The sequence below is a fragment of the Streptomyces sp. NBC_01363 genome (genome assembly GCF_026340595.1).
In the GTDB taxonomy this organism is placed as follows: domain Bacteria; phylum Actinomycetota; class Actinomycetes; order Streptomycetales; family Streptomycetaceae; genus Streptomyces.
In genome coordinates this window covers 3,730,181-3,751,762 of record NZ_JAPEPF010000001.1, presented here as the reverse complement: position 1 = coordinate 3,751,762, position 21,582 = coordinate 3,730,181, and the positions used below count along the sequence as shown (strand labels likewise).

At 67.9% G+C, this 21,582-nt stretch carries 21 protein-coding genes and 1 tRNA gene; 11 read left to right on the top strand and 11 right to left on the bottom strand.

Going from position 1 to position 21,582, the window contains the following annotated elements:
* Positions 1 to 22 precede the first annotated feature (22 nt).
* The 5 genes from OG611_RS17250 to OG611_RS17230 are packed head-to-tail and all read right to left on the bottom strand — an operon-like array spanning position 23 to position 4,406.
* A complete protein-coding gene (locus OG611_RS17250; RefSeq protein ID WP_266420721.1) occupies positions 23 to 1,471 on the bottom strand; it encodes an SCO6880 family protein in 1,449 nt (482 codons plus the stop codon).
* Positions 1,468 to 2,961 (bottom strand): hypothetical protein, encoded by a 1,494-nt coding sequence (locus OG611_RS17245; RefSeq protein ID WP_266420720.1) that lies wholly within the window; start codon positions 2,959 to 2,961, stop codon positions 1,468 to 1,470. The genes OG611_RS17250 and OG611_RS17245 overlap by 4 nt, the downstream gene beginning before the upstream one ends.
* Positions 2,958 to 3,749: a hypothetical protein gene (locus OG611_RS17240; RefSeq protein WP_266420717.1), complete on the bottom strand. Its 792-nt coding sequence runs from the start codon at positions 3,747 to 3,749 to the stop codon at positions 2,958 to 2,960. Before OG611_RS17240 ends, OG611_RS17245 begins: the two co-directional genes overlap by 4 nt.
* A 1-nt stretch (position 3,750) precedes the next feature.
* Complete coding sequence (locus OG611_RS17235; RefSeq protein WP_266420714.1) at positions 3,751 to 4,044, bottom strand: hypothetical protein; 294 nt, start codon at positions 4,042 to 4,044, stop codon at positions 3,751 to 3,753.
* Positions 4,041 to 4,406, bottom strand: a complete 366-nt coding sequence (locus OG611_RS17230; protein WP_266420712.1) for a hypothetical protein — start codon at positions 4,404 to 4,406, stop codon at positions 4,041 to 4,043. The genes OG611_RS17235 and OG611_RS17230 overlap by 4 nt, the downstream gene beginning before the upstream one ends.
* A gap of 579 nt (positions 4,407 to 4,985) precedes the next feature.
* Between OG611_RS17230 and OG611_RS17225 the strand changes: the two genes are divergently transcribed.
* Complete coding sequence (locus OG611_RS17225; protein WP_266420709.1) at positions 4,986 to 6,056, top strand: bifunctional lytic transglycosylase/C40 family peptidase; 1,071 nt, start codon at positions 4,986 to 4,988, stop codon at positions 6,054 to 6,056.
* A 306-nt stretch (positions 6,057 to 6,362) separates the two neighbouring features.
* Here the strand turns inward: OG611_RS17225 and OG611_RS17220 are convergent, their stop codons facing one another.
* Both OG611_RS17220 and OG611_RS17215 read right to left on the bottom strand, forming a co-directional pair.
* A complete protein-coding gene (locus tag OG611_RS17220; protein ID WP_266420707.1) occupies positions 6,363 to 7,514 on the bottom strand; it encodes a hypothetical protein in 1,152 nt (383 codons plus the stop codon).
* Between the two features lie 677 nt (positions 7,515 to 8,191).
* The gene (locus tag OG611_RS17215; protein WP_266420704.1) at positions 8,192 to 8,497 is read right to left on the bottom strand and encodes a DUF6247 family protein; all 306 of its coding nucleotides are present in this window, start codon (positions 8,495 to 8,497) and stop codon (positions 8,192 to 8,194) included.
* A 135-nt stretch (positions 8,498 to 8,632) separates the two neighbouring features.
* Here OG611_RS17215 and OG611_RS17210 point away from each other — a divergent pair, with 135 nt between their 5' ends.
* Positions 8,633 to 9,352 (top strand): IS6 family transposase, encoded by a 720-nt coding sequence (locus OG611_RS17210; protein WP_266420702.1) that lies wholly within the window; start codon positions 8,633 to 8,635, stop codon positions 9,350 to 9,352.
* Positions 9,353 to 9,843: 491 nt separating this feature from the next.
* Here the strand turns inward: OG611_RS17210 and OG611_RS17205 are convergent, their stop codons facing one another.
* Complete coding sequence (locus tag OG611_RS17205; RefSeq protein WP_266420700.1) at positions 9,844 to 10,005, bottom strand: hypothetical protein; 162 nt, start codon at positions 10,003 to 10,005, stop codon at positions 9,844 to 9,846.
* A 217-nt stretch (positions 10,006 to 10,222) separates the two neighbouring features.
* Here OG611_RS17205 and OG611_RS17200 point away from each other — a divergent pair, with 217 nt between their 5' ends.
* A complete protein-coding gene (locus OG611_RS17200; protein ID WP_266420698.1) occupies positions 10,223 to 10,570 on the top strand; it encodes a hypothetical protein in 348 nt (115 codons plus the stop codon).
* Positions 10,571 to 10,727: 157 nt separating this feature from the next.
* Here OG611_RS17200 and OG611_RS17195 read toward each other — a convergent pair whose 3' ends face one another.
* Positions 10,728 to 10,901: a hypothetical protein gene (locus OG611_RS17195; protein WP_266420695.1), complete on the bottom strand. Its 174-nt coding sequence runs from the start codon at positions 10,899 to 10,901 to the stop codon at positions 10,728 to 10,730.
* 511 nt (positions 10,902 to 11,412) lie between these two features.
* Complete coding sequence (locus OG611_RS17190) at positions 11,413 to 12,765, bottom strand: IS1380 family transposase (protein WP_266420693.1); 1,353 nt, start codon at positions 12,763 to 12,765, stop codon at positions 11,413 to 11,415.
* Between the two features lie 204 nt (positions 12,766 to 12,969).
* Here OG611_RS17190 and OG611_RS17185 point away from each other — a divergent pair, with 204 nt between their 5' ends.
* The 6 genes from OG611_RS17185 (at position 12,970) to OG611_RS17160 (ending at position 19,808) form a co-directional block, all read left to right on the top strand.
* Positions 12,970 to 13,440: a PaaI family thioesterase gene (locus OG611_RS17185; protein WP_266420691.1), complete on the top strand. Its 471-nt coding sequence runs from the start codon at positions 12,970 to 12,972 to the stop codon at positions 13,438 to 13,440.
* Positions 13,441 to 14,124: 684 nt separating this feature from the next.
* Entirely contained in the window at positions 14,125 to 15,342 is a 1,218-nt protein-coding gene (locus tag OG611_RS17180; RefSeq protein ID WP_266425962.1) for a branched-chain amino acid ABC transporter substrate-binding protein, read from the top strand.
* A gap of 101 nt (positions 15,343 to 15,443) precedes the next feature.
* Positions 15,444 to 16,373 carry a branched-chain amino acid ABC transporter permease gene (locus OG611_RS17175; protein WP_266420688.1) on the top strand — a complete coding sequence of 310 codons (930 nt, stop codon included), beginning with the start codon at positions 15,444 to 15,446 and terminating at the stop codon, positions 16,371 to 16,373.
* Between the two features lie 5 nt (positions 16,374 to 16,378).
* Positions 16,379 to 18,172, top strand: a complete 1,794-nt coding sequence (locus OG611_RS17170; protein WP_266420686.1) for a branched-chain amino acid ABC transporter permease — start codon at positions 16,379 to 16,381, stop codon at positions 18,170 to 18,172.
* Positions 18,173 to 18,177: 5 nt separating this feature from the next.
* Positions 18,178 to 19,095 carry an ABC transporter ATP-binding protein gene (locus tag OG611_RS17165; protein ID WP_266425960.1) on the top strand — a complete coding sequence of 306 codons (918 nt, stop codon included), beginning with the start codon at positions 18,178 to 18,180 and terminating at the stop codon, positions 19,093 to 19,095.
* A complete protein-coding gene (locus OG611_RS17160) occupies positions 19,092 to 19,808 on the top strand; it encodes an ABC transporter ATP-binding protein (RefSeq protein WP_266420683.1) in 717 nt (238 codons plus the stop codon). Before OG611_RS17165 ends, OG611_RS17160 begins: the two co-directional genes overlap by 4 nt.
* A 66-nt stretch (positions 19,809 to 19,874) precedes the next feature.
* On the opposite strand, the gene OG611_RS17155 is transcribed toward OG611_RS17160, so the two are convergent.
* Positions 19,875 to 20,525 (bottom strand): ANTAR domain-containing response regulator, encoded by a 651-nt coding sequence (locus OG611_RS17155; RefSeq protein ID WP_266420680.1) that lies wholly within the window; start codon positions 20,523 to 20,525, stop codon positions 19,875 to 19,877.
* A 99-nt stretch (positions 20,526 to 20,624) separates the two neighbouring features.
* On the opposite strand from OG611_RS17155, the gene OG611_RS17150 reads away from it, so the two are divergent.
* Positions 20,625 to 20,699: transfer RNA gene (locus OG611_RS17150), tRNA-Leu, on the top strand.
* 110 nt (positions 20,700 to 20,809) lie between these two features.
* Positions 20,810 to 21,574, top strand: a complete 765-nt coding sequence (locus tag OG611_RS17145) for a transcriptional regulator (protein WP_266425957.1) — start codon at positions 20,810 to 20,812, stop codon at positions 21,572 to 21,574.
* The last annotated feature ends 8 nt before the right edge of the window (positions 21,575 to 21,582 follow it).

Below are 21,582 nucleotides of genomic sequence, written 5' to 3'. Positions count from 1 at the left end.
TTGTTCCGTGCCATCAGTTCCCCTACTTCACGAGCGGGTTGTAGCCGAGCGGGAGGGACGCCGCGAACACCGCGGCTTGTGCCCCGTAGGCGGGACGCATCCGGATACCGCGCATCGCCTTGAACGCGCGGTCCATCTCCTGGCGCGCGGCAGGCAGTTCGGCCGTGCCGCGGGCGGTGACGGTCACCATGAGCGTCCAGTCGGCGACCTGAGCCCCTCCGGCGGCCTGCGCGGCGGCCTGCTCGGCCCGCTGTGCGTCCGCCTTCTGTGACCATTTCGCGCGGCCCTTGACCTCTGCGGTCACCCGCGCCCGGTTGTGCGCGTTGTCGATCTCTCGCTCCAGGACGGCCTCGCCCTCGTGCGGGTCGAGCACCCGGTAGGCGAGCGTGATACGCCGCTGGAACCGGCCCGGGGCCAGCAGGGGCAGGAGCACGCTGTAGGGGATCGGGCGCCTGGGCATCTCCCGCAGTACCCACGACAGTGACACCGCCCCGTCGTGGGCGTATTCCTCCCACCCGTCGTCGGCGGCCTGCGGCCCGCATTCACCCCAGGACAGCTCGGCGAAGTCTTCGTTGCGTGCATTGAACGCGGCCGGGTCGTACGCACTGCGCACCAGGCGGCGCAGGTCGACGTCGGTGGCGCGGCGCTGGATGTCGGTGCCGGTGCCGGACAGGTCGATCCCGTGGACGACCTTCAGTGCCTCTGCGACCTGTTCGGCGAGGTCGGTGGGAGGGTTCGCGGACTCGGAGGGGTCGACGGTGACGGACATCCACGGCGCCACGCTGGCCGTTGCGCGGGGGGTGGTGCGAACCAGCTCGTCGATGAGGTTCTTTGCCAGCCGGGGCGCGCTCGGGTCCTTGCGGGCCTCCACGTCGTCGCCGAGCGCTTCGCCAGCGCCCGGGGTGATCTGGATGGTCACGCTCGCGCCCTTGATCTGGTCGTCGGTACTCATCGCGTCGAGCACCGACGACCAGGTCCGCAGGTTGCCCTGCACGGTGCCGGTCGGGGCCATCAGGCTGCCGCCGGGGGCCAGCAGGGTACTGACCGTCATCTGGCCGGTGGCCCGGTCGTGCACCACGCCTACGGGGCGCCCGGAGTGCGGGTCATGCGCCTTGATCAGGGTGGAGGACGCCCCGACCCCGGGCAGGTCGAGCGCGTACGGGTGGGGCAGCAGCACCCGGCGGAACAGAGTCGCCTCGCTGCGAGTGGCCCGCTTCCAGGCGACCTTTGCCCAGTAGTACGACAGGGCGGACATCCCGTGCCGCCGCGCGGCAGCCAGCGCGAGGACCGCACCGGTCACCGGCAGCGTCACCAGAAGCGTCATCGGCTGCTGCGTGCCCACCAGGCCCTCGCCGACCAGGACGGAAACCCCCATCAGGGTCGCCCCCTTGGACAGCCCTCCGAACCCGTAGCTGCGCCGGACCCTGAACCCGCTGGCCATCAGGGCCTTGGGCACTTCGTGCGAGCTCATTGTGCGCCCCCTCCCACTTCTCCGGATGCCGATTGGATGGTGTTGTTGACGCCGTCGATGACCTCGATGCCCACGGCGGCCGCCACACCGACGGGGCCTCCGATCGCTGCCCCGGCCTCGGCGCTCGCCCCAGTTCCGGCAACGGTCCCGGTTCCGCCGGTACCTGCGACCGCAAGGTCGGCGCCTTCCCCTGCCGACTGGGCAGGCACCTGGGCGGAGGAGTCATTGCGGGCCGCCTGTGCCTGGACGTCCCTGCCCGGCCCCGGGCCGTCGTCCGGGTCCGGGTCGTCCGGGTCGTCCGGGTCCGGGCCCTTGTTCTGGCTGCCCATGCTCTGCTGGACGAACTGGGCGTGCTGCACGGGGCTGTCCCCCTGCTCGCCGCCTTCCCCGCCGTCTCCGCCGTCCTTCCCACTACCGGAGAGGTATCCTGCGGCCGCGCTGAGCGCGCCGCTGGCTCCGCCGACTGCCAGTCCCCCGCCGACCGCCGCTCCGAAGGGGGCGAAGATGCGGGTCAGAGGGCCGGGCGCGAGGACCGCGAGCAGGAGCGTCGCGCAGCCGCGCAGCCACTCCGCGAGGGTGCCGGAGTGGCCGAACTCGGCGAAGCCGGTGCAGATGATGACGGCCAGCATCGGCTTGTACGCCACGATGACGAGCCCGGACGTGATCAGCTTGGGGGCCCACTGGCGGGTGGCGTCGCCGCCGGCCCGGCCGCCACCGGCCACCGGCAGCAGCAGACAGATGATGGGGATGGCACTCTGCCGAAGGAACACCATGATCAGCTGGATGAAGCCGACCAGGAGGAGGACGACGAGCACTCCGGCCAGGGTGACGGGGTTGGAGAGCACCATCGGCACCATCACGGCGACGATCCGCTCGAAGGCCTTCCCGTCATCGTCGAAGACGGCATCAACGAGTCCGGAGGTGAGAGCGTCCCCGGCCACCAGGAATAGGGCGAACATCCCCACGCCGCAGGCGGACAGGAAGACGTTCTCCGCCCAGCCGCTCGCCGCCCGCCAGGCATGCTTGGCCTGCCCGGTGATGGCCATCTTCCCCAACTGCCAGATCACACCGAAGGCGGAAACGACCAGGCCGAGCCAGACCAGCATGCCCGCAAGGGTCGCGTCCCGGCCGAACAATCCGATGCCCGCCAGGTCGACCGACGGCCCCAGCAATGCCACCGTCAGGACCTTCTTCAGGAGCCACTTCGCCACGTCGGCCGCCGACTTGAGGATGTCGCCCAGTGCGCTGTCCCAGACCGCCTTCCAAGCCTCGTTGACCTTCTTGTCGACCGCGGCGCCGACCTTCTCGCACAGATCAAAGTCGGTCACCTTCGAGATCGCGGCAACCAGGGGTCCGCTGCCGATCTTGCAGGCGACGCTGACTCCGCCACCGATCAGCCCCTTGTCGGCGGCCGCAGGCTGAGGGGCAGCCACCGCCAGGCCGAGCACTGCGGCAAGAGCGACAAGGAACGCCGTGATCCGGCGCCTCACGACGCCTCCCGGATGGCAGTCCACCCGGCGGCGTTGAATGCGGCATCGCCCGGGGCGACCATCTTGGGCTCGGACTGAGCCTGGGCGTCCTGCTGGGCCTGGGTGGTCGCGGCCGCGGTCAGCTTCCAGTCGCCGTTCTCCCACTGGGCACCGACCAGGGTGCGGGTGTAGGAGGCGGCCTCCTTCGCAGTCTCCCCGTTCTTCTGCGTAACCCTGGACAGCAGCCAGACACCGGCCTGGTCGGCGGACGCCTTGATGACCTTGTAGCCCACCACGGTGCTGCGCACGTATGCGCCAGGCGGCAGCGGCTGCCCGGCGGGCACGCTCATTTCCCGGGCCAGGGACTTGTCGGTGTCCCCGGCGGCCAGCTCGATCCGCTCGGCGGCCTGGTCGGACTGGTCGGACTTGCCGACGTACGAGTAGTAGAGGCGCAGCTGCTCGTCCACGGTCGTCCTGTTGCTGTCCACCGCCGTGGAGTTGGTGGCCGCGAGCATGGCCGCGGCGCCCTCGGTGGTGTGCGGGAAGCCGATGTTGCTGCCGTGCCCGTCCGTGCGAGCACCCCGGGGAAGGGCTGCCCACCGGTCCGGCTCGGTCCAGCCCTCCGGAGCCTGGTACCCCGGGGAAGGGGTCGCGGAGCTGGACGCCGCAGCGTTCCCGCCCGTTCCTCCCGCCGGCCCGCCCCCGTCGCCGCTGAGCAGCGCATAGCCCGTCAGCAGGACCACGGCCGCGCCGAGCCCGCCCACCGCCCACTTGGCCCTCGTGCCCCAGGCCCCCGTCGCACGCGACATGTCAGCCTCCCGCGATGCCGTTGAGGATGGCGATCAGGGAGCTGGACAGAATGATCGCAGCGAGCCCTCCGCCCATCCATTTGAACGGCTCGCTGCCGCCGCCCCCGCGGCTCTTGTCCGATGTCGCGAGCTTGAAGATCCCGATGATGGCACCGACGGCACCGGCGATGACCAGCCCCCACAGCGCGTATCCGAGCATCTTGGTCACAGGCCCGGACATGCCCGGGATCTGGGTCGGCTTGGCTCCGGGGATCAGTCCGTCCGCCAGCATCATCATCTTCAACCCCATGGTCATTTCCCCTCCATCGTGCGTCGCAGCTTCTCGGCGACGGACCGGACGTCTTTGTATTCCAGGGCCTCTTCGGGCCCCTTGACCGCACGCAGGACCGGCAGGTACGGCACTCTCGCCACCCCCGCCAGCCGCCCTTCCAACGCGCGCACCAGGTAGCGCGCCTCTGCCACCGGACGGGCCGGGGCATCGGAGACCAGGACCAGCCACGGCCTCGGCAGGGGGCCCCACTGACGCAGCATCTCCTCGACGCGCGTGGCACCGTAGACGGTCGTGTCGGCGATCAGGACGGGATGTGCCCCGTACGGGATGTGCTCACCGGGGCCCAGGATGCGGGCCTGCGTGGCATCGCCCGCCCCGTCGAGCATCCGGGCAACGGTCGCTACTGCAATGTCGAATCCCTGTACGGGGATCAATGCATAGCGCGGCCCGACGGCCATGCCATTCCCCGGAGTCGAAGTCACCGAATGAGCGATCACGCTGCAACCCCCCTGTTACGCCTGCGATTCAGTCAACTCGCTTTGAATCCCGTGACTGAGGAGGCTAGCGTGCCTCACTGTCCACGGGGAGTCACTTTTCGCAGCTGAAGGGGGGAAGTCCCGATGCCTCGACGCACGGAACAGCTCCTTCGCCCCTCGACTCCACCAGGGAGGCCCATCGGCCGCGACAGCACCGATGGCATATTCCGGAAGAATTTATCCCCGACCGGACACGCCCGAAGAACCGTGCGACCACAGCGGCATCCACGTCAAGACTTACCGTTTCGTTACGCAAACTCACGCCCCCGCGCCCCGGCCAGCACCCGCACCAGCCCGGCAGGACGAGCCACCATGACCAGGCTTGCCGGGCTGCCGCAGGAATGCGTGCAGCATCTCACGGCCCATCACGGCGGGGCGCCGCAGCACCGGCACAACGCGAACCAGCAGGCAACCACGGGGGAATGACGCATGAAGATGCTGATCGGAGCCATCGCCGCAGCCATAGCCATGGTCCTGGCAATGACCCTCGGACTGATGGCCATCGTGCTCATCGACCACGACGCCCAGGCCACCGAAACAACCGACGGAGGAGGCGGCCTCCAAGGAGTACCCCAGGAATTCCGCACCTGGATCCTGCGAGCCTCCCGAGCATGCGACCAGCCCGAGCTGGCCCCCGCACTGCTGGCCGCCCAGCTCTACCAGGAATCAGGGTTCCAGCTGAAGGCGGAATCCTCGGCCGGAGCGCAAGGCCCCGCCCAGTTCGTGCCCGGCACCTGGGCCACCTGGGGGCGGGACGACGACGGCAACGGAGAGACCAGCCCGTGGGACATAGGTGACGCCGTCATGTCACAAGGACGCATGATGTGTTCCCTGATCAAACATGCCAAGAGCTCCGGCTACCGCGACGACCCACGACGGCTCGCACTGGCCGGATACAACGCCGGATGGGGAGCAGTCCAGCGCTTCCGCGGCGTCCCCCCGATCACGTTCGCCCGCGAACCCGGCCAGGCCGAAGGCCAGACCTACCACTACGTGAAAGTCATCATGGCCACCATGCGCCGGTTCCAGGGACCCGGCCAGCTCCAGATCTCCGGAACCGGAGACGGCCCGACAGCACTGCGCAAGGCATCCGGCCGACTGGGCATCCCCTACTCCTACGGCGGAGGCGGACCCGCCGGACCCTCAACCGGCTTCTGCGACGGCCTCAACGGCTACCTCGGCGGCCGATGCGCCGCCACCACCACCGTCGGCTTCGATTGCAGCTCGCTGGTCCAGTACGCCTACTGGCCCCGCACGAAACTGCCGCGCACCGCCGCCGCCCAGTACGGAGCCACCTCCGACCGGGCCGTCTCCCGCAGCAACCTCAAGCCCGGCGACCTGCTCTTCTGGGCCCACCGGAACGGCTTCATCTACCACGTCGCGATGTACGCCGGAGACGGGAAGGTCCTGCACGCACCACGCACCGGCCGCCACGTCGAGATCGCCCAACTCTCCTCGGCCATGCCCGAAGCCGACTACCGGGGCGCCACCCGCCCCTGACCGCCCTGTAGGTACTCATCAGAAATGTCGTTGTCTCAGCGTTTTGTCGCTGAGACGCCGCGCCCAAGGTGTCATCGCAGGTCAAGCGTCTCACCCATCTGTCACCTCGCGCCAGATGATCGATCGGCCCGAGGAATTCGACAGATCGGTGAGACGAACCGCCGACAAGTCGCTGATACAGAGCGGCAAAAGCCCTGGTCGGCCGAGCCCCGACCGACAGATCAAACGAGAACCTACACGCCCGCGAAACGGCGTGTGCCGCAGACCCGAAAAGGGCCTGCGGCACACGTCTGTCAGGGACACGAACTACCGAGTCTTGCCCGTCTTCGCAGCGGGCCCGGTCTGCCGGTGCGCAGCCACCCCCGGCTCGGCAGGCGTCGCACCCTTGGACTCCTGCCCCTTAACAAGGCCCACCGTCGACGACTGCGAGCGAGCAGCCACCGTAGAGACCTTCGGCCGCCCCGCCTCCGGCGCCTTCCCCGGCGGGTACCGCAGGACGTGGCCGGCCGCCCTGGCCAACCGCGAGCCGAGCTGATCAGAGCCTTCCTGCTCCCACGACGTGTCCTTCATCAGTCCGGCCAGACGCTCGGGCACCGACTCCTTCTGCCGCTCCACCTCCGCCATCCGCGCAGCCACCAGCGGCCACTGCCTCGCGGCGACCATCAGGTCGACCTCGCGCTCCCGGCCCGGCATCGCGGTCTTCACCATCCGAATGAACCGTTCGTTCTCCTGGGGGGGAATCGCAAACTTCTTCAGCGTCTGCGCCCGGTCCGACAGCTCGTAATCCGTCGGAAGATCGAGGCCTTCACTCATCGGCCCGTACGACAGCATCGCGTCCCGGCTCGTGGTCGGCACCTCAGCCGCCGAGAGCACCTTCGCCACGGCCCGATCGACGCCGACACCCTCCTCGTGCGCGGACGCGAGAATCGCCCGCACATCGACCCCGCGCTCGTCCAGCTTCGCCATCGTCGCCGCCATCTCCGGCCACGCCGGGGACGACAGAATCGCCTCACGCACCGGCCCCGCCGGCATCGTCTCGCGCAGCGCCTTCGCCCACTCGTCCGTGCCCTCGCGTGCCACTCGCTCAGCGTTCGCCGCGACCTGGTCCCGCACCGTCACGGTGATTTCTCCGACCCGCGGGAGCAACGCCTCCAGATCGACCCCGGCGTGACGCAGCGCCATCAGCTGCTGTGCGAGCTGCGGCCAGTCGGCCCCCTCCAGCAGTGCCTCGCTGATGTCCGGCGGCAGCGCCTTCTTCACGGCGTCGAAGGCATCGATCACCGACTCGTCGACGGGCGGAAGCTCTTCCTCCTTCCCCGCCTTCTTCTGCTGGTGACGCCGTACGGCGTCCGCAATCGCCGTCATCAGACGGAACGCCGCCACGGCGGTCTGCACCGCCTCGGCCGAGGCCTCCACGAACGCTTCTCCGGCCTGCTCTTCTGGCGTCGGTACTGCCATGTCTCGCTCCCCTCGTTAGCGGGTCCTCCTCGGACCCTTGCGCCGCTCCTCGCCCGGCGACCTGCGCCGCAATCCAGGCGCCCCCGTCTTGCGCACCGCACCGGCACGTCCGGTACCGTCTGTGGACGTGGGCGACGAACCCCTACCGGAGGCAGCAGAGGTCGTACCACACTGACGCTGCCATCCGTCCAGACGCCATGTAAGCACTTCCGCGACCGAGTCCCCTGAGCCCAACTCCCGTCGCGCGGCCACCGCAGCGAGCACATCGACCGGATCCTCGACCGCCACCAAGCGCGTGCGCAACGCGGGTCACGCCGGATCCGCGAGCACGGCACGCGCATGCTCTGGAAGCGCCTGCTGGGCCACGCCCGCCATCGGCCTCTCGCCGGACACGACCGGCATCCGGGGAGCACCCGCGGGTCGCCCGGCCGAGCGCTTCGGACGAGGCCGGAACTCACGTGCCGCGCTCGCGCCAGCAGTCATTTCAACCGCCTCCCGCAGCAGCCGACCGCACACCGCCGGTGACGGCCGTGCCGACCGGCCTGCCGACGCCCGAAGGTGTGATCGCCGCGCTCGTCCTGGTCGGATGTCGCGCAGCATCTCCTTGGCGTGATCGGGGAGGTCGCTGAGCGTCTTGGCTGCCTGCGGTGACAGCCTGGCGGGCCACGGCTCGTTGCTCATGGGCGGGGCCCGAGGATGTCCTCCAGGGCGACGAAGTCGCTGTCGTCCATGCCGGAATCGATGAACGCGTCAACGGCCGGGACGGTGTCCAGCCGAATCTGCCAGGTGCGGACGACCTCGTGGAGCGGCGTGAGGCTGTAGCTGGCGCGCGAGTCCTCCAGTGCTTTGCCCCAGTCCCGTTCGAAGGCCGGCGCCCAGGCCTCGGCGCGGTGGTTGGTACGGATCCGTGCGAGGAGCTGCGCAGCCGCACCGGGGTCCGGTGCGGGAGGCGGCGTGGGGGCGTGCTCAGGCTGGGCGCTCATGGGCTCCTCCGGATCGGTCCTGTTCGACACGTTAGCGCCGTCGTCGCCACCACTTGCCGCGTTCTGCCGGACGCTGTCACGTTGGCTGGCTGAGTGGGATGATCTTCGGGTTGATCATGCTGGAGAGGGTTGTCCGTGGGGGACGTGTCGCCGTCGTACAAGGGCCATCGGTACCCGGTCGAGGTGATCTCCCACTGTGTGTGGCTGTACTTCCGGTTTCCGCTGTCCTTCCGTGAGGTGGAGGAGCTGATGCTCGAGCGCGGTGTCGTCGTCTCGCATGAGACGGTCCGCCGCTGGTGTGCCAAGTTCGGGCAGTGCTACGCCAGCGCGCTGCGCCGCCGGCAGCCCCGGCCCGGCGACAAGTGGCATCTGGACGAGGTCTTCATCAAGGTCAACGGTGAGCGGAAGTACCTGTGGCGGGCCGTGGATCAGGATGGCAATGTCCTGGACATCCTCGTGCAGAACCGCCGGGACACTGCCGCGGCCCGGCGGTTCTTCCGCAGACTGCTGAAGACGACCCGCACAGCGCCCCGGGTGGTCGTCACCGACAAGCTGCGCTCCTACGGCGCGGCTCACCGTGAGGTCATGCCCTCGGTGGAGCACCGCTCGCACAAGGGTCTGAACAACCGGGCGGAGAACAGCCACCAGCCAACCAGGCAGCGTGAACGGGCGATGAAGGGCTTCCGCTCCGTAGGTGGGGCCCAACGGTTCCTGTCCGCGTTCAGCGGGATCTCGCCCCACTTCCGACCCCGCCGCCACCTGATGACCGCACACGACTACCGAGCCGAAATCCGCAACCGCTTCGCCATCTGGGACGAGATCACCGGCGCTGTCGGCTGGCCCACCACGGCCTGAACACAGGCCCGGACCGGGGGCCCACCATGCCCCGACGCCCCGTCAGGCACGTACACACCCAACAACGTGACAGCGCCGTCGCGGCCCTTGCGTTTGCCGGTGGGGTGATCAGGTCGGGCTGGATCTGCTCGACGGACTCCCCGTTCGCCCGGCGTCGCAGCGCGGTTGTGCAGCATGTCGTCGGTGATGGCAGGGGGTCGGCCGCCGTGCTTGTCCTTGTGGGCCGCGGTGTCGAGCCCTTCCAGGGTGGCAGCTTCCCCGGGGCCGGTGGGGTCGTAGATGCCGGGGCAGAGGTCCGGCGAGCATCACCAGGATCAGGCCGTGCGCGGTGAGGTGGCTGGCGAAGGCCGTGAGTTCGGCGGCGTCGCGGCCGAGCCGCTTCATCTCGTACACAGTGAAGATGACCCGGCAGTGCGAGGCGTGCTCTTTGATCCCCCGCGCCGTCCACAGCGCTACTCGAACCGCGGGCGAACCCGCACCCTGGTGCTGATCTACTCGCTGAAGATCTTGTCCCTGGGGATCCCGTGCTTGCTGCGTGCGTCGAGCTGGGAGTCGATTTCCTGGCCGAGGGTCGGGCAGCGGGCGTAGCCGATGCGGATGTCAAGTGCCCTGAATCGTTGGAAAGGCCATTTCTCAGGCTTGACGACCGGCACCCACGTCACCTTCGCCGCTTAACCCGTTTTCCGATCAAGTGACCTTCCTGGTAGGAAGGTTGCTGTGAGCACTCTGCGTTCACAGCGGCATGGGGGCAAAGAACGGCTCGGGTCCGGCCTGTCTGGGCCGGACAGACCCAAAGCTCCAGAAGGCGGTACGCATTCCCCTCCCCCCGGCCGGGTCGCCCCTTTTTGGACCGTGCAAGGAGAACGATTTATGCGCAAGACCACGAGAATACTGGGCCTGAGCGTAGCGGGTGCCGCCGCGCTCACCCTGATCCAGGCACCTGCGGCGAGCGCCGCGACAAAATCGATCTGGGCCGCGGAGTCCGTGAAAATCCGCGCCAGCACGACCACCTCCAGCACAGCCCTCGGCCTGGTACCCAAGGGCGCAAAGGCGGCCGCCACCGTGACCAGCACCGGCGCGTACAAGGGTTATTTCGGCGGCAAGCACAACGCCTGTGGGAGCAAGGGCTACATCACGGCAGACAAGTGGAACAAGGTCACCTACAAGGGGATCACCGGCTACGTCCCGTGGGACTGCATGCTGGTCTTCAAGCCGTAACACTCGGGGTCCTGTAAGCATGCTCGACACCCACTGACATTGGGGCCCCATGCCGGAACAACCTGGCGTGGGGCCCTCATGTAGGAACGGCGGAGCGATTACCCATTCAGGACGGCTGACCTGTCTCCGACTGGTTCACTGGGCACATGACTGACGTTCACGAGACCCTGGAGCAGGCCATCGCCTCCCTGTCAAGCGCCGCTGAGCACGTCCAAACCCTCGCGTCCACCCACGCCCGCAGCTCCGCTTCCGCCGCCAGGGCCTCCGCGAGGCGCCGCGACTTCGCGCGGCCGCCCGCGACGGCGGTGGCCACGGTCCGGATGGTGCTCATCGACTTCGACCCTCAAGGTCACCTGACCAAGCAGCTTGGCTACCCGCTCCGTCGCCGACCCGATCGGCCTGGTCACGGACCTGGTCTCCGACATCGAGAAGAAGCTCGAATCCGAGAGACTCCGATCGCGTGGCCGGTCGTGACCATCGCTGACCATCTCGACCGCGGCGGGTCTGCCGCAACTGCATCGCCAAGTCCCGCATCGAAGAATGCGCACGCTGCGGCGCCCGGCGCGAACCCGCCACCCGCGACGCCCAGGGACACCCGTTGTGTCCGAACTGCCTGATCAGGGACCCGTCCAACTTAGCCTCGATTCACCGACGTGGTTTCGAAATGCTCTGCGAGGGTTTTTGGGGCGGGGCCTCGGACTGTCAGCTGAGTGCGGACAGGGTGTATCCGCTGGTCTGCCCAGCTTTTCCACGATTCGGCTTGGGTCGGGCCCTGGCGGGCGGGGTGGGGAGTGGCGTCAGGGTGTCTCGGGCGGCGCGTGGACGGTGGCAAACAGTTGTGCCTACGCGTCTTGCCAGGGCCATCGCTGCGGTAGGTGCAGGGTGAGGCGCCGGGCGGAGCGGGCGATCCGGGCGGGAACGTGGACCAGGTGGGCACGCAGGGTGGCGGTGGTGGCCTTGGTGTGGAAGGCGCCGGGCAGAGCGCCTGCGGCGCGCAGCAGGTTGTAGGCCATCGCCCACAGGGTCAGCCAGGCGGCGTTGGCGTGGAAGTGTGCCGAGGGCAGGTGGGCCAGGGCGGAGGCTTTGCTGTCGGCGATGACCTGCTCGACGACGGCGTGGTGGCGGTGTTCCCGCTCGGCCTGGAGGGTTGGGGCGGGGTTGTCGGTGAAGAACGGGTGGTAGCGCCAGATGGGGAACAGCTCGCCCTGCTCGCCGGTGGTGGGCGGTTTGGCCAGGTCGCGTACCCGGCGCACGATCAGCCGGGCCGTTACCTGCTCGCTCTTCTTGCGCCCGGTGAACGCGGTGTATGCGGGGATCTCGGCGACTTCGGCGTCGGAGATGAGTTCTCCGGTCTCTGGGTCGGGGACTGCGGTGGGGTAGGTGATCTGCTGCCACGTGGTGTCGGGGATGCTGTGGATGGCCCGCTTGATGGAGGGGTTCATGCCCGTGGTGATCGAGAAGTGGGCGCCGTTGCGGCGGCAGGCGGCGATGACCCCGGCGTTGTAGAACTGGGAGTCCGCGCGCAGGACGCGTAGGCCGGTGCAGCCGGCCTCGGCGGCGGTGGCCAGGGCCTCGGCGGCGAATTTCGGGGCGCCGCGGGAGTCGGCTGCTTTGCCGCGGCGCATCCGCACGGTGGCGATCACCGGCCGCGAGGTAGGGGTGCAGATCGTGGAGAGCAGGGGGTGCAGGGTGCGGATGCCCTTGAACCGGCCGTACTCGGCGCCCTGCTTGGTGCGGCCGTAGACCCGTTTGTGGGTGGAGTCGACGTCGATGAACGCCTTCTCGCCCGAGCCGGGCAGCAGCGGGGTGTGCGCGGTCAGCGCGCCGAGGAACCTGCAATGCACCGCGTGCAGTTGGAGGGCGTGACCGTGGGTGAACGCGCGGAGGAACGTGCCCAGTGTGGACGGGGCACGGACCTCTCGGAACACGGTCGGCATCGCACCGTGGCGCAGCATGTCCAGGTCATCGATGCTGTCGGCTCCTGCGGCCATGCCTGCCACGATGCCGGTGACCTTGGCGTCGGCTGCTGCACCCGCACCGTTTGCCGCCCCGGTCAGCATCACCTTCTCCGACACCAGGCGCGAAAGCCCGCACCGTTCGGCCAGCCGCATCACCGGGACCAGCCCGGCATCCGCGATGAGATTCTGATCGTCGAACGCGGCCGACACCGCCGAAGCGGCATGGGAAGATTCCATCTCGCGGGTGCTCTCTTGCTCTGTGGATATGGAACCGTAGGAAGTCCCATCATCCCAGCCCAGAGGGCATCCGCGCCTTCATGTCCAAGCCCTGGACCGGCTGTTCATCGGTGGATCAAGGCTAAGCGTCCGCTCAGTCGTCTGATAAGAACGATGCACACAGCAACGAAGCCGTGAACCACCGCAGACGATCGGAGCCGGCCCATGGGCGAGCACACCGCACCCAAGTTCCCCCAGGAGATCATCGACGAATACGCCGCACTCGGCGTCGACCTGCCCGCCCTCTTCTCCGCCGGCCACCTCGGCGAACGCATGGGCGTCACCGTCGTCGAAGCCTCCGCGGACCGCGTCGTCGGCACCATGCCCGTCGAGGGCAACACCCAGCCCTACGGACTGCTCCACGGCGGCGCCTCCGCCGTACTCGCCGAAACCCTCGGCTCCATCGGCTCCATGCTCCACGGCGGCGCCACCAAACTCGCCGTCGGCGTCGACCTGAACTGCACCCACCACCGCGGCGTACGCAGCGGACTCGTCACCGGCGTCGCCACCCCCGTACACCGCGGCCGCTCCACCGCCACGTACGAGATCGCCATCACCGACGAACAGGACAAGCGGGTCTGCACCGCACGCCTCACCTGCATGCTCCGCGACGCCCCCCGGCCCGACGCCGCCTGACGGGCCGGAAACACACCGCACACACCACGCGGCACCACCGCCCGACACCGATGCCCGGCCGGAACACAATCCGGCCGGGCATCGCCATACCCGTCCACAACCACCCACGCGCCACTCACGATTGACAATCGCACCCGCCAACTCCCTTGACCGGCAACCTTGTTGTGTGGCCCACTCGGCACCCCGCACACACCGACCCCGCACCCCCCACACACAACACCGCGTCGACCACATCAGCCCCGATGTGACACTGCGTAACCACTATCCGATACGCGGACGCCCTCACGCAGCCCCACCGACCCGGCCCCCACAGCCGCCGGGCACCTCGCCATGCCCTCGCGCGCCGCACCCCTCCCCACCTCGCGCGACAGCACCATGATCGACTCAAGCCCCTTAGCAGAGCTGCGCGTTCTCAGAATGCGGTCACTTCGCCGTCCGGTAAAAAGCCGTACATGTCCGCACAGCCACCTCAAGCCTTGCTCAAGGGCATAACAAGACAGTCACATCCTGCGGCGGACCCACCCGCGACGCCCGCACCTGCGCCTAGAGTCACGGCCAGTCACCGCGCCGCCGGGCGCGTCTGCAGCACGGCCCTGTACCACCCAGTACGGCCCGGCGAACGTCACGGCACCTCAAGCAGAGGAGGCCGCGCCAGGGAAAGGACCTTTCGTGCGACACCGTTCTTTGCTCATACTCACCACCGTGCTCACGACCGGAGCACTGACCCTCACCGCCTGCGGGTCGCGCGACGACAACAAGAAGAGCAGCGACAGCGGCGGCACCCAGACCGTCGTCATCGGCGTCGACGCGCCCATCACCGGCGACCTGTCCGCTCTCGGCCTCGGCATCAAGAACTCCGCCGACCTCGCCGCCCAGACGGCCAACAAGGAAAAGACCGTCCCCGGCATCAAATTCGAGGTCAAGCCGCTCGACGACCAGGCACAGCCCTCCGTCGGCCAGCAGAACGCCCAGAAGTTCATCGACGACGACACCGTCGTCGGCGTCGTCGGCCCCCTGAACTCCGGCGTCTCCCAGTCGATGCAGAAGCCGCTCAACGACGCCAACCTCACCCAGGTCTCCCCCGCCAACACCGGCACCGAGCTCACCCAGGGCGAGAACTGGAAGACCGGCGACAAGAAGCGCCCCTTCAAGACCTACTTCCGCACCGCCACCACGGACCAGATCCAGGGCGCCTTCGCAGCGAAGTACCTCTTCAACAACGCGAAGATCAAGCAGGTCTACCTCATCGACGACCAGAAGCCCTACGGCGCCGGTCTCGCCGCATCCTTCAAGAACACCTTCAGCACCCTCGGCGGCAAGATCGTCGGCTCCGACCACGTCAACCCCGACGACCGCGACTTCAACGCCGTCGTCACCAAGGTCAAGAAGTCCGGCGCCAAGGCCGTCTACTACGGCGGCGAATACCCCGCCGGCGCACCCCTGAGCCAGCAGCTCAAGGACAGCGTCCAGATCCCCCTCATGGGCGGCGACGGCATGTACAGCGCCGACTTCATCAAGCTCAACAAGAAGGCCCAGGGCGACATCGCCACCTCCGTCGGCAAGCCCGTCGAAGAACTCGACTCCGCCAAGAAGTTCATCGCCGACTACAAGACCGCCGGATACAAGGACGCCTACGAGGCCTACGGCGGCGGCACCTACGACGCCACCTGGTCGATCATCGAAGCCGTCAAGATCGCCGTCGCCGACAACGGCGGCAAGCTCCCCAGCGGCGACGACGCCCGCACCAAGGTCCTCGCAGCCATGGCCAAGGTCAAGTTCGACGGCGTCACCGGCCCCGTCTCCTTCGACGAATACGGCGACACCACCAACACCATGATGACCGCCTACCAGGTGGACGGCGGCAAGTGGACCTCCAAGCTCAGCGAGGCCTACAAGCCGTAACAAGCTCCCCGGCCCACGCCTGACCCACACCAGACCGCGCGGGAGCGCTACCAGCCCTCCCGCGCGGTGCCATATCCGAACCACTCCACGGAGGCCCTGCGGTGAACGAACTGCCGCAACAGCTGGCCAATGGACTCATCCTCGGCGCGATGTACGGACTCATCGCGATCGGCTACACGATGGTCTACGGAATCATCCAGCTCATCAACTTCGCCCACGGCGAGATCTTCATGATCGGAGGCTTCGGAGCTCTCACCGTGTACCTCTGGATGCCGGCCGGTGTCTCCCTCCTCGCAATCATCCCACTCATGATCATCGGCGGCGTCATATGCTCCGTCGCCGTCAGCGCAGCCGCCGAACGCTTCGCCTACCGGCCCCTGCGCAACGCCCCCCGACTGGCCCCGCTGATCACCGCGATCGGACTCTCCCTCGCACTCCAGCAGGCCATCTGGAAGTGGTACCCCGACGCCAAGAAGGACCGCTCCTTCCCCCAGTTCAAGGGCGAAGCGATCGACATCTTCGGCGCCCACATCCAACGCGGTGACCTCTTCGTCCTCATCACGGCACCCATCTGCATGCTCGCCCTCGGACTCTTCGTCTCCAAGACCCGCTCCGGCCGCGGCATGCAAGCCACCAGCCAGGACCCCGACACCGCCAAGCTCATGGGCATCAACACCGACCGCATCATCGTCATGGCCTTCGCCATCGGTGCCGCGTTCGCCGCCGTCGCCGCCGTCGCCTACGGGCTCAAGAACGGCCAGATCGGCTTCAAAATGGGCTTCATCATGGGCCTCAAGGCCTTCACCGCAGCCGTACTCGGCGGCATCGGCAACATCTACGGCGCCATGCTCGGCGGCGTCGTACTCGGCATCGCCGAATCCCTCGCCACCGGCTACATGAGCAACGTCCCCGGCATGGAACTCTTCGGCGGCGGCGCCTGGAAGGACGTATGGGCCTTCGTCCTCCTCATCATCGTCCTGCTGCTCCGCCCCCAGGGCCTGCTCGGCGAACGCGTCGCGGATCGGGCGTGATACGGATGACCACCAACCACACCACCACACCCGCACCCGCCCCCTTCCTGCCGATCCCCGCGGCAGCCGCCCGCATCGGCACCGTCGCAGGCGCCACCGTCGCACTCGCCGGCACCTTCCTCGCCTGGACCTGGACCGACCAGTTCCCCGGCGACCTCACCGTCACCGGCTACCCCGGCGGCCTCCAGGTCCTCACCCTCATCAACGCCGCACTCACCCTGCTCCTCGCACTCTCCGGATACGGCATCCGAGGCCTGCGCTGGCTCACCCCCGGCGGCACCAACAGCCCCGTCCGCCTCCTCGCCCTCGGCACCCTCGGCACCACCGGCTACACCATCGGCGCCATCGCCTACGACCTAGGCGGCGTCGTCAACCTGGAACCCGGCGCCTGGGTCAGCGGCATCGGCGCACTCATCGCCACCATCACCGCACTCGGACTCCCCGGCGACCACCCACTCGCCGACACCGGAACCACCGCCTGGCAGCGCTTCCGCAACAGCCTCGGCGCCCCCCAGGCCCCCCGCCCCAAGCCCCTCCCCTCCTGGGCCGAAATCCTCATCATCGTCGCCGCGTTCGGCATCGGCCTCTACGTCTTCGCCTACGGCATCGACACCGACTACACCGAACTCTTCATCGGCTTCCTCATCACCGTCGGCTTCGCCTTCACCGCACTCCACCGAGCCGGACTCATCTCCCGCCTCACCGCACTGACCGCGAAGCACCGCAACATCACCCTCGCCGCAGCCCTCGTCGCAGCCGTCTGCTTCCCCTTCACCCAGCAGAAAGAGGAATACGCGCTCATCGGCGCCAACATCCTCATCTTCGGCACCGTCGCACTCGGCCTCAACGTCGTCGTCGGCCTCGCCGGCCTCCTCGACCTCGGATACGTCGCCTTCCTCGGCGTCGGCGCCTACGCCGCCGCCCTGGTCTCCGGCTCCACCATGTCGGCCATCGGCGTCGAATTCCCCTTCTGGGCCGCCGTCCTCACCGGCGCCGGAGCATCACTCGTCTTCGGCGTGCTCATCGGCGCACCCACCCTGCGACTGCGCGGCGACTACCTCGCCATCGTCACCCTCGGCTTCGGTGAAATCTTCCGCCTCACCGTCAACAACCTCAACGGCAACAGCGGACCCGACCTCACCAACGGCTCCCAAGGCATCCCCAGCATCCCCGACCTCAACTTCTTCGGATTCGACTTCGGCCTCAAACACAACATCCTCGGCTTCGACCTCGGCAGGTCCGCCAACTACTACCTGCTGATGCTCGTCTTCACCGCCGTCGTCGTCCTCGTCTTCCGCCGCTCCGGAGAATCCCGCATCGGCCGCGCCTGGGTCGCCATCCGCGAAGACGAAACCGCAGCCACCGCCATGGGCATCAACGCCTTCCGGCTCAAACTGCTCGCCTTCGCCCTCGGCGCCACCCTCGCCGGACTCGCCGGAACCGTCCAGGCACACGTCAACTACACCGTGACACCCGAGCAGTACCAGTTCGCCGGCTCCGTACCCCCCAACTCCGCCTTCCTCCTCGCCGCCGTCATCCTCGGCGGCATGGGAACCCTCAGCGGACCCCTCGTCGGCGCCGCACTGCTCTACCTCATCCCGGCCAAACTCCAGTTCATGCAGGACTACCAGCTCTTCCTCTTCGGCATCGCACTCATCCTCCTGATGCGCCTGCGCCCCGAAGGACTGGTCGCCGACCGCAGGAAGCAGCTCGAATTCCACGAGAACGACGAGCCCGACGTACCGGAACCACGGCAGTCCGAAGAGACCGGCGCCGGCATCGCCAAGGCGGGGGCGTGACCACCATGACCACCACCACGAAGACCGCCACCACCGTCCTCGACGCCAGCGGCGTCACCATGCGCTTCGGCGGCCTCACCGCCGTACGCGACGTCGACCTCACCGTCAACACGGGCGAGATCGTCGGCCTCATCGGCCCCAACGGCGCCGGCAAGACCACCTTCTTCAACTGCCTCACCGGCCTCTACGTCCCCACCGAGGGCAAGGTCAGCTACAAGGACACCGTCCTGCCGCCCAAGCCCCACCTCGTCACCCAGGCAGGCATCGCCCGCACCTTCCAGAACATCCGGCTCTTCGCCAACATGACCGTCCTGGAAAACGTCCTCGTCGGACGCCACACCAGGACCAAGGAAGGCCTCTGGTCCGCCCTCCTGCGCCTCCCCGGCTTCACCAGGGCCGAGAACGCCAGCCGCGAACGCGCCATGGAACTCCTGGACTTCATCGGCCTGGCGGACAAGGCCGACCACCTCGCGCGCAACCTCCCCTACGGAGACCAGCGCAAGCTGGAAATCGCCCGCGCCCTCGCCAGCGACCCCGGACTCCTTCTCCTCGACGAGCCCACCGCCGGCATGAACCCGCAAGAGACCCGCGTCACCGAAGAACTCATCTTCGCCATCCGTGACCAGGGCATCGCCGTCCTCGTCATCGAGCACGACATGCGGTTCATCTTCAACCTCTGCGACCGCGTCGCCGTCCTCGTCCAGGGCGAAAAGCTCGTCGAAGGCACCCCCGACATCGTCCAGAGCGACGAGCGCGTCGTCGCGGCCTACCTCGGCACCCCCTTCGAAGGCGCCCCCGGCGCCGAAGAAGCCGCCGAGGTCGAAGCCGCGGAAGCCGGAGCCGCCGGAGCGAGCACCGCCAGGACCGCGGCCACCACCGACACCAGCACCAGCACCAGCACCGAGGAGGAGGACACCCGATGACCGCACTGCTAGAGGTCGAGGACCTCCGCGTCGCCTACGGCAAGATCGAAGCCGTCAAGGGCATCTCCTTCACCGTCGAAGCCGGCCAGGTCGTCACCCTCATCGGCACCAACGGCGCCGGCAAGACCACCACCCTGCGCACCCTCTCCGGCCTCCTCAAACCGGTCGGCGGCCGCATCGTCTTCGACGGCAAACCGCTCGCCGACATCCCCGCGCACAAGGTCGTCTCCCTGGGCCTCGCCCACTCCCCCGAGGGACGCCACATCTTCCCCCGGCTGACCATCACCGAGAACCTCCAGCTCGGCGCCTACCTCCGCAACGACAAGGCAGGCATCGAAAAGGACATCCAGCGCGCCTACGACCTCTTCCCCATCCTCGGGGAACGCCGGAAGCAGGCCGCCGGAACCCTCTCCGGCGGCGAACAGCAGATGCTCGCCATGGGCAGGGCTCTCATGTGCCAGCCCAAACTCCTGATGCTCGACGAACCCTCCATGGGCCTCTCCCCGATCATGATGCAGAAGATCATGGAGACCATCGTCGAACTCAAGGCCCAGGGCACCACCATCCTGCTCGTCGAGCAGAACGCCCAGGCCGCGCTCTCGCTCGCGGACCACGGCCACGTCATGGAGGTCGGCAAGATCGTCCTCTCCGGCACCGGCGCGGACCTCCTCCACGACGAGTCCGTCCGCAAGGCCTACCTCGGCGAGGACTGACACACACGAGGAAGGCCCGCGTCCCGGACATCCGGGACGCGGGCCTTCCTCGTACTCGCCTACGGCCTACTCGGCCGCCTTCTTCTTCTCCTCGGCATCCTCGATCAACGCCTCCGCAAGCTGCTGCATCGACAGCCGACGGTCCATCGACGTCTTCTGGATCCACCGGAACGCGGCCGGCTCGGAGAGCCCGTAATCCGTCTGCAGAATGCTCTTCGCCCGGTCCACCAGCTTCCGCGTCTCCAGCCGCTGCGCGAGATCCGCGACCTCGCTCTCCAGCGCCTTCAGCTCCGCGAACCGCGACACCGCCATCTCGATGGCCGGCACCACGTCGCTCTTGCTGAACGGCTTCACCAGATACGCCATCGCCCCGGCGTCCCTGGCCCGCTCGACGAGATCGCGCTGCGAGAACGCGGTCAGCATCAGGACCGGCGCGATGGACTCCTCGGCGATCTTCTCCGCCGCGGAGATCCCGTCCAGGACCGGCATCTTCACATCGAGGATGACCAGGTCCGGCCGGTGCTCCCGAGCCAGCTCGACGGCCCGCTGCCCGTCCCCGGCCTCGCCGACGACCGCGTAGCCCTCTTCCTCCAGCATCTCTTTGAGGTCGAGACGGATGAGCGCCTCGTCCTCGGCGATGACGACGCGGGTCGTCAGCGGCGGAACGTGCGACTTGTCGTCGTCGGCGGCTGGCTGGGGCGACTCGGGCGTGGTCACGGGGCTCCTTGATCAAGGCAGGGGTACTGCTGCCAAGAGCCTACCCAGCTGCGGTAAGGTGGTCGGGCAGCGGGTCGAGGGAAACCTACGATTCAGCGAGCCCCGGTAGTCCAATTGGTTAGAGACAATGGATTCAAAACCCATACAGTGTCGGTTCGAGTCCGACTCGGGGTACTTTTCCTTCGATTCCAAGGCCGCCGAAGAATGGCTTGGCTTCACGTGAACGTGTGAATGCCTGCTTGTTCCGCCTCCAGGTCGCCTGGATACCGGACAGGCTCGGCCTGGTGTACGACCTTGATACGCGCAAGCGCGCTCTGGCCCTCGTCGCGCAGGGTTTCAGCCAGAACTCCGTAAGCAAACAGACCGGCATCTCGCGCGCCGCAATCCGTTCGTGGCAGACACGAACAGATCCCCTCGTCAGGGGGCGCGTTGCGGGCTGTCCGCGGTGCAGCGACATGCCGAGTGACCCTGAAGTCCCCACTGCGTACGCCTACTTGCTGGGCCTCTATCTCGGCGACGGCTGCATCAGCTCTAGCAAGAGGGGCGTGCATTTCCTCCGTATCGCCTGCGCCGACAGCCGGCCCGGTCTCATCGACGCCTGCGCCGAAGCCATGCAGCTCGTGCGCCCCGGCAACAAGGTGTTCCGAGTTCAGCGTCAGGGCTGCCAGAACGTGACCTGCTACAGCAAGCACTGGCCGTGCCTCTTCCCCCAGCACGGCCCCGGCAAGAAGCACGAGCGCACGATCTCTCTCGAACCCTGGCAGCAGCAGATCGTGCGTACCCACCCCTGGGAGTTCATCCGCGGTCTGGTCCACTCCGACGGATGCCGAGTCACCAACTGGACCACGAGACTCATCGGCGGCGAGCAGAAGCGCTACGAATACCCCCGGTACTTCTTCACCAACTTGTCGGCCGACATCCTGCGGCTTTTCACCGACGCCTTGGACTTCGTCGGCGTTCACTGGAAGCAGGCCAACAGCCGGAACATCTCCGTCGCCCGACGGGCGTCCGTCGCGCTGATGGACGCCCACGTCGGGCCGAAGTACTGACGACCGGC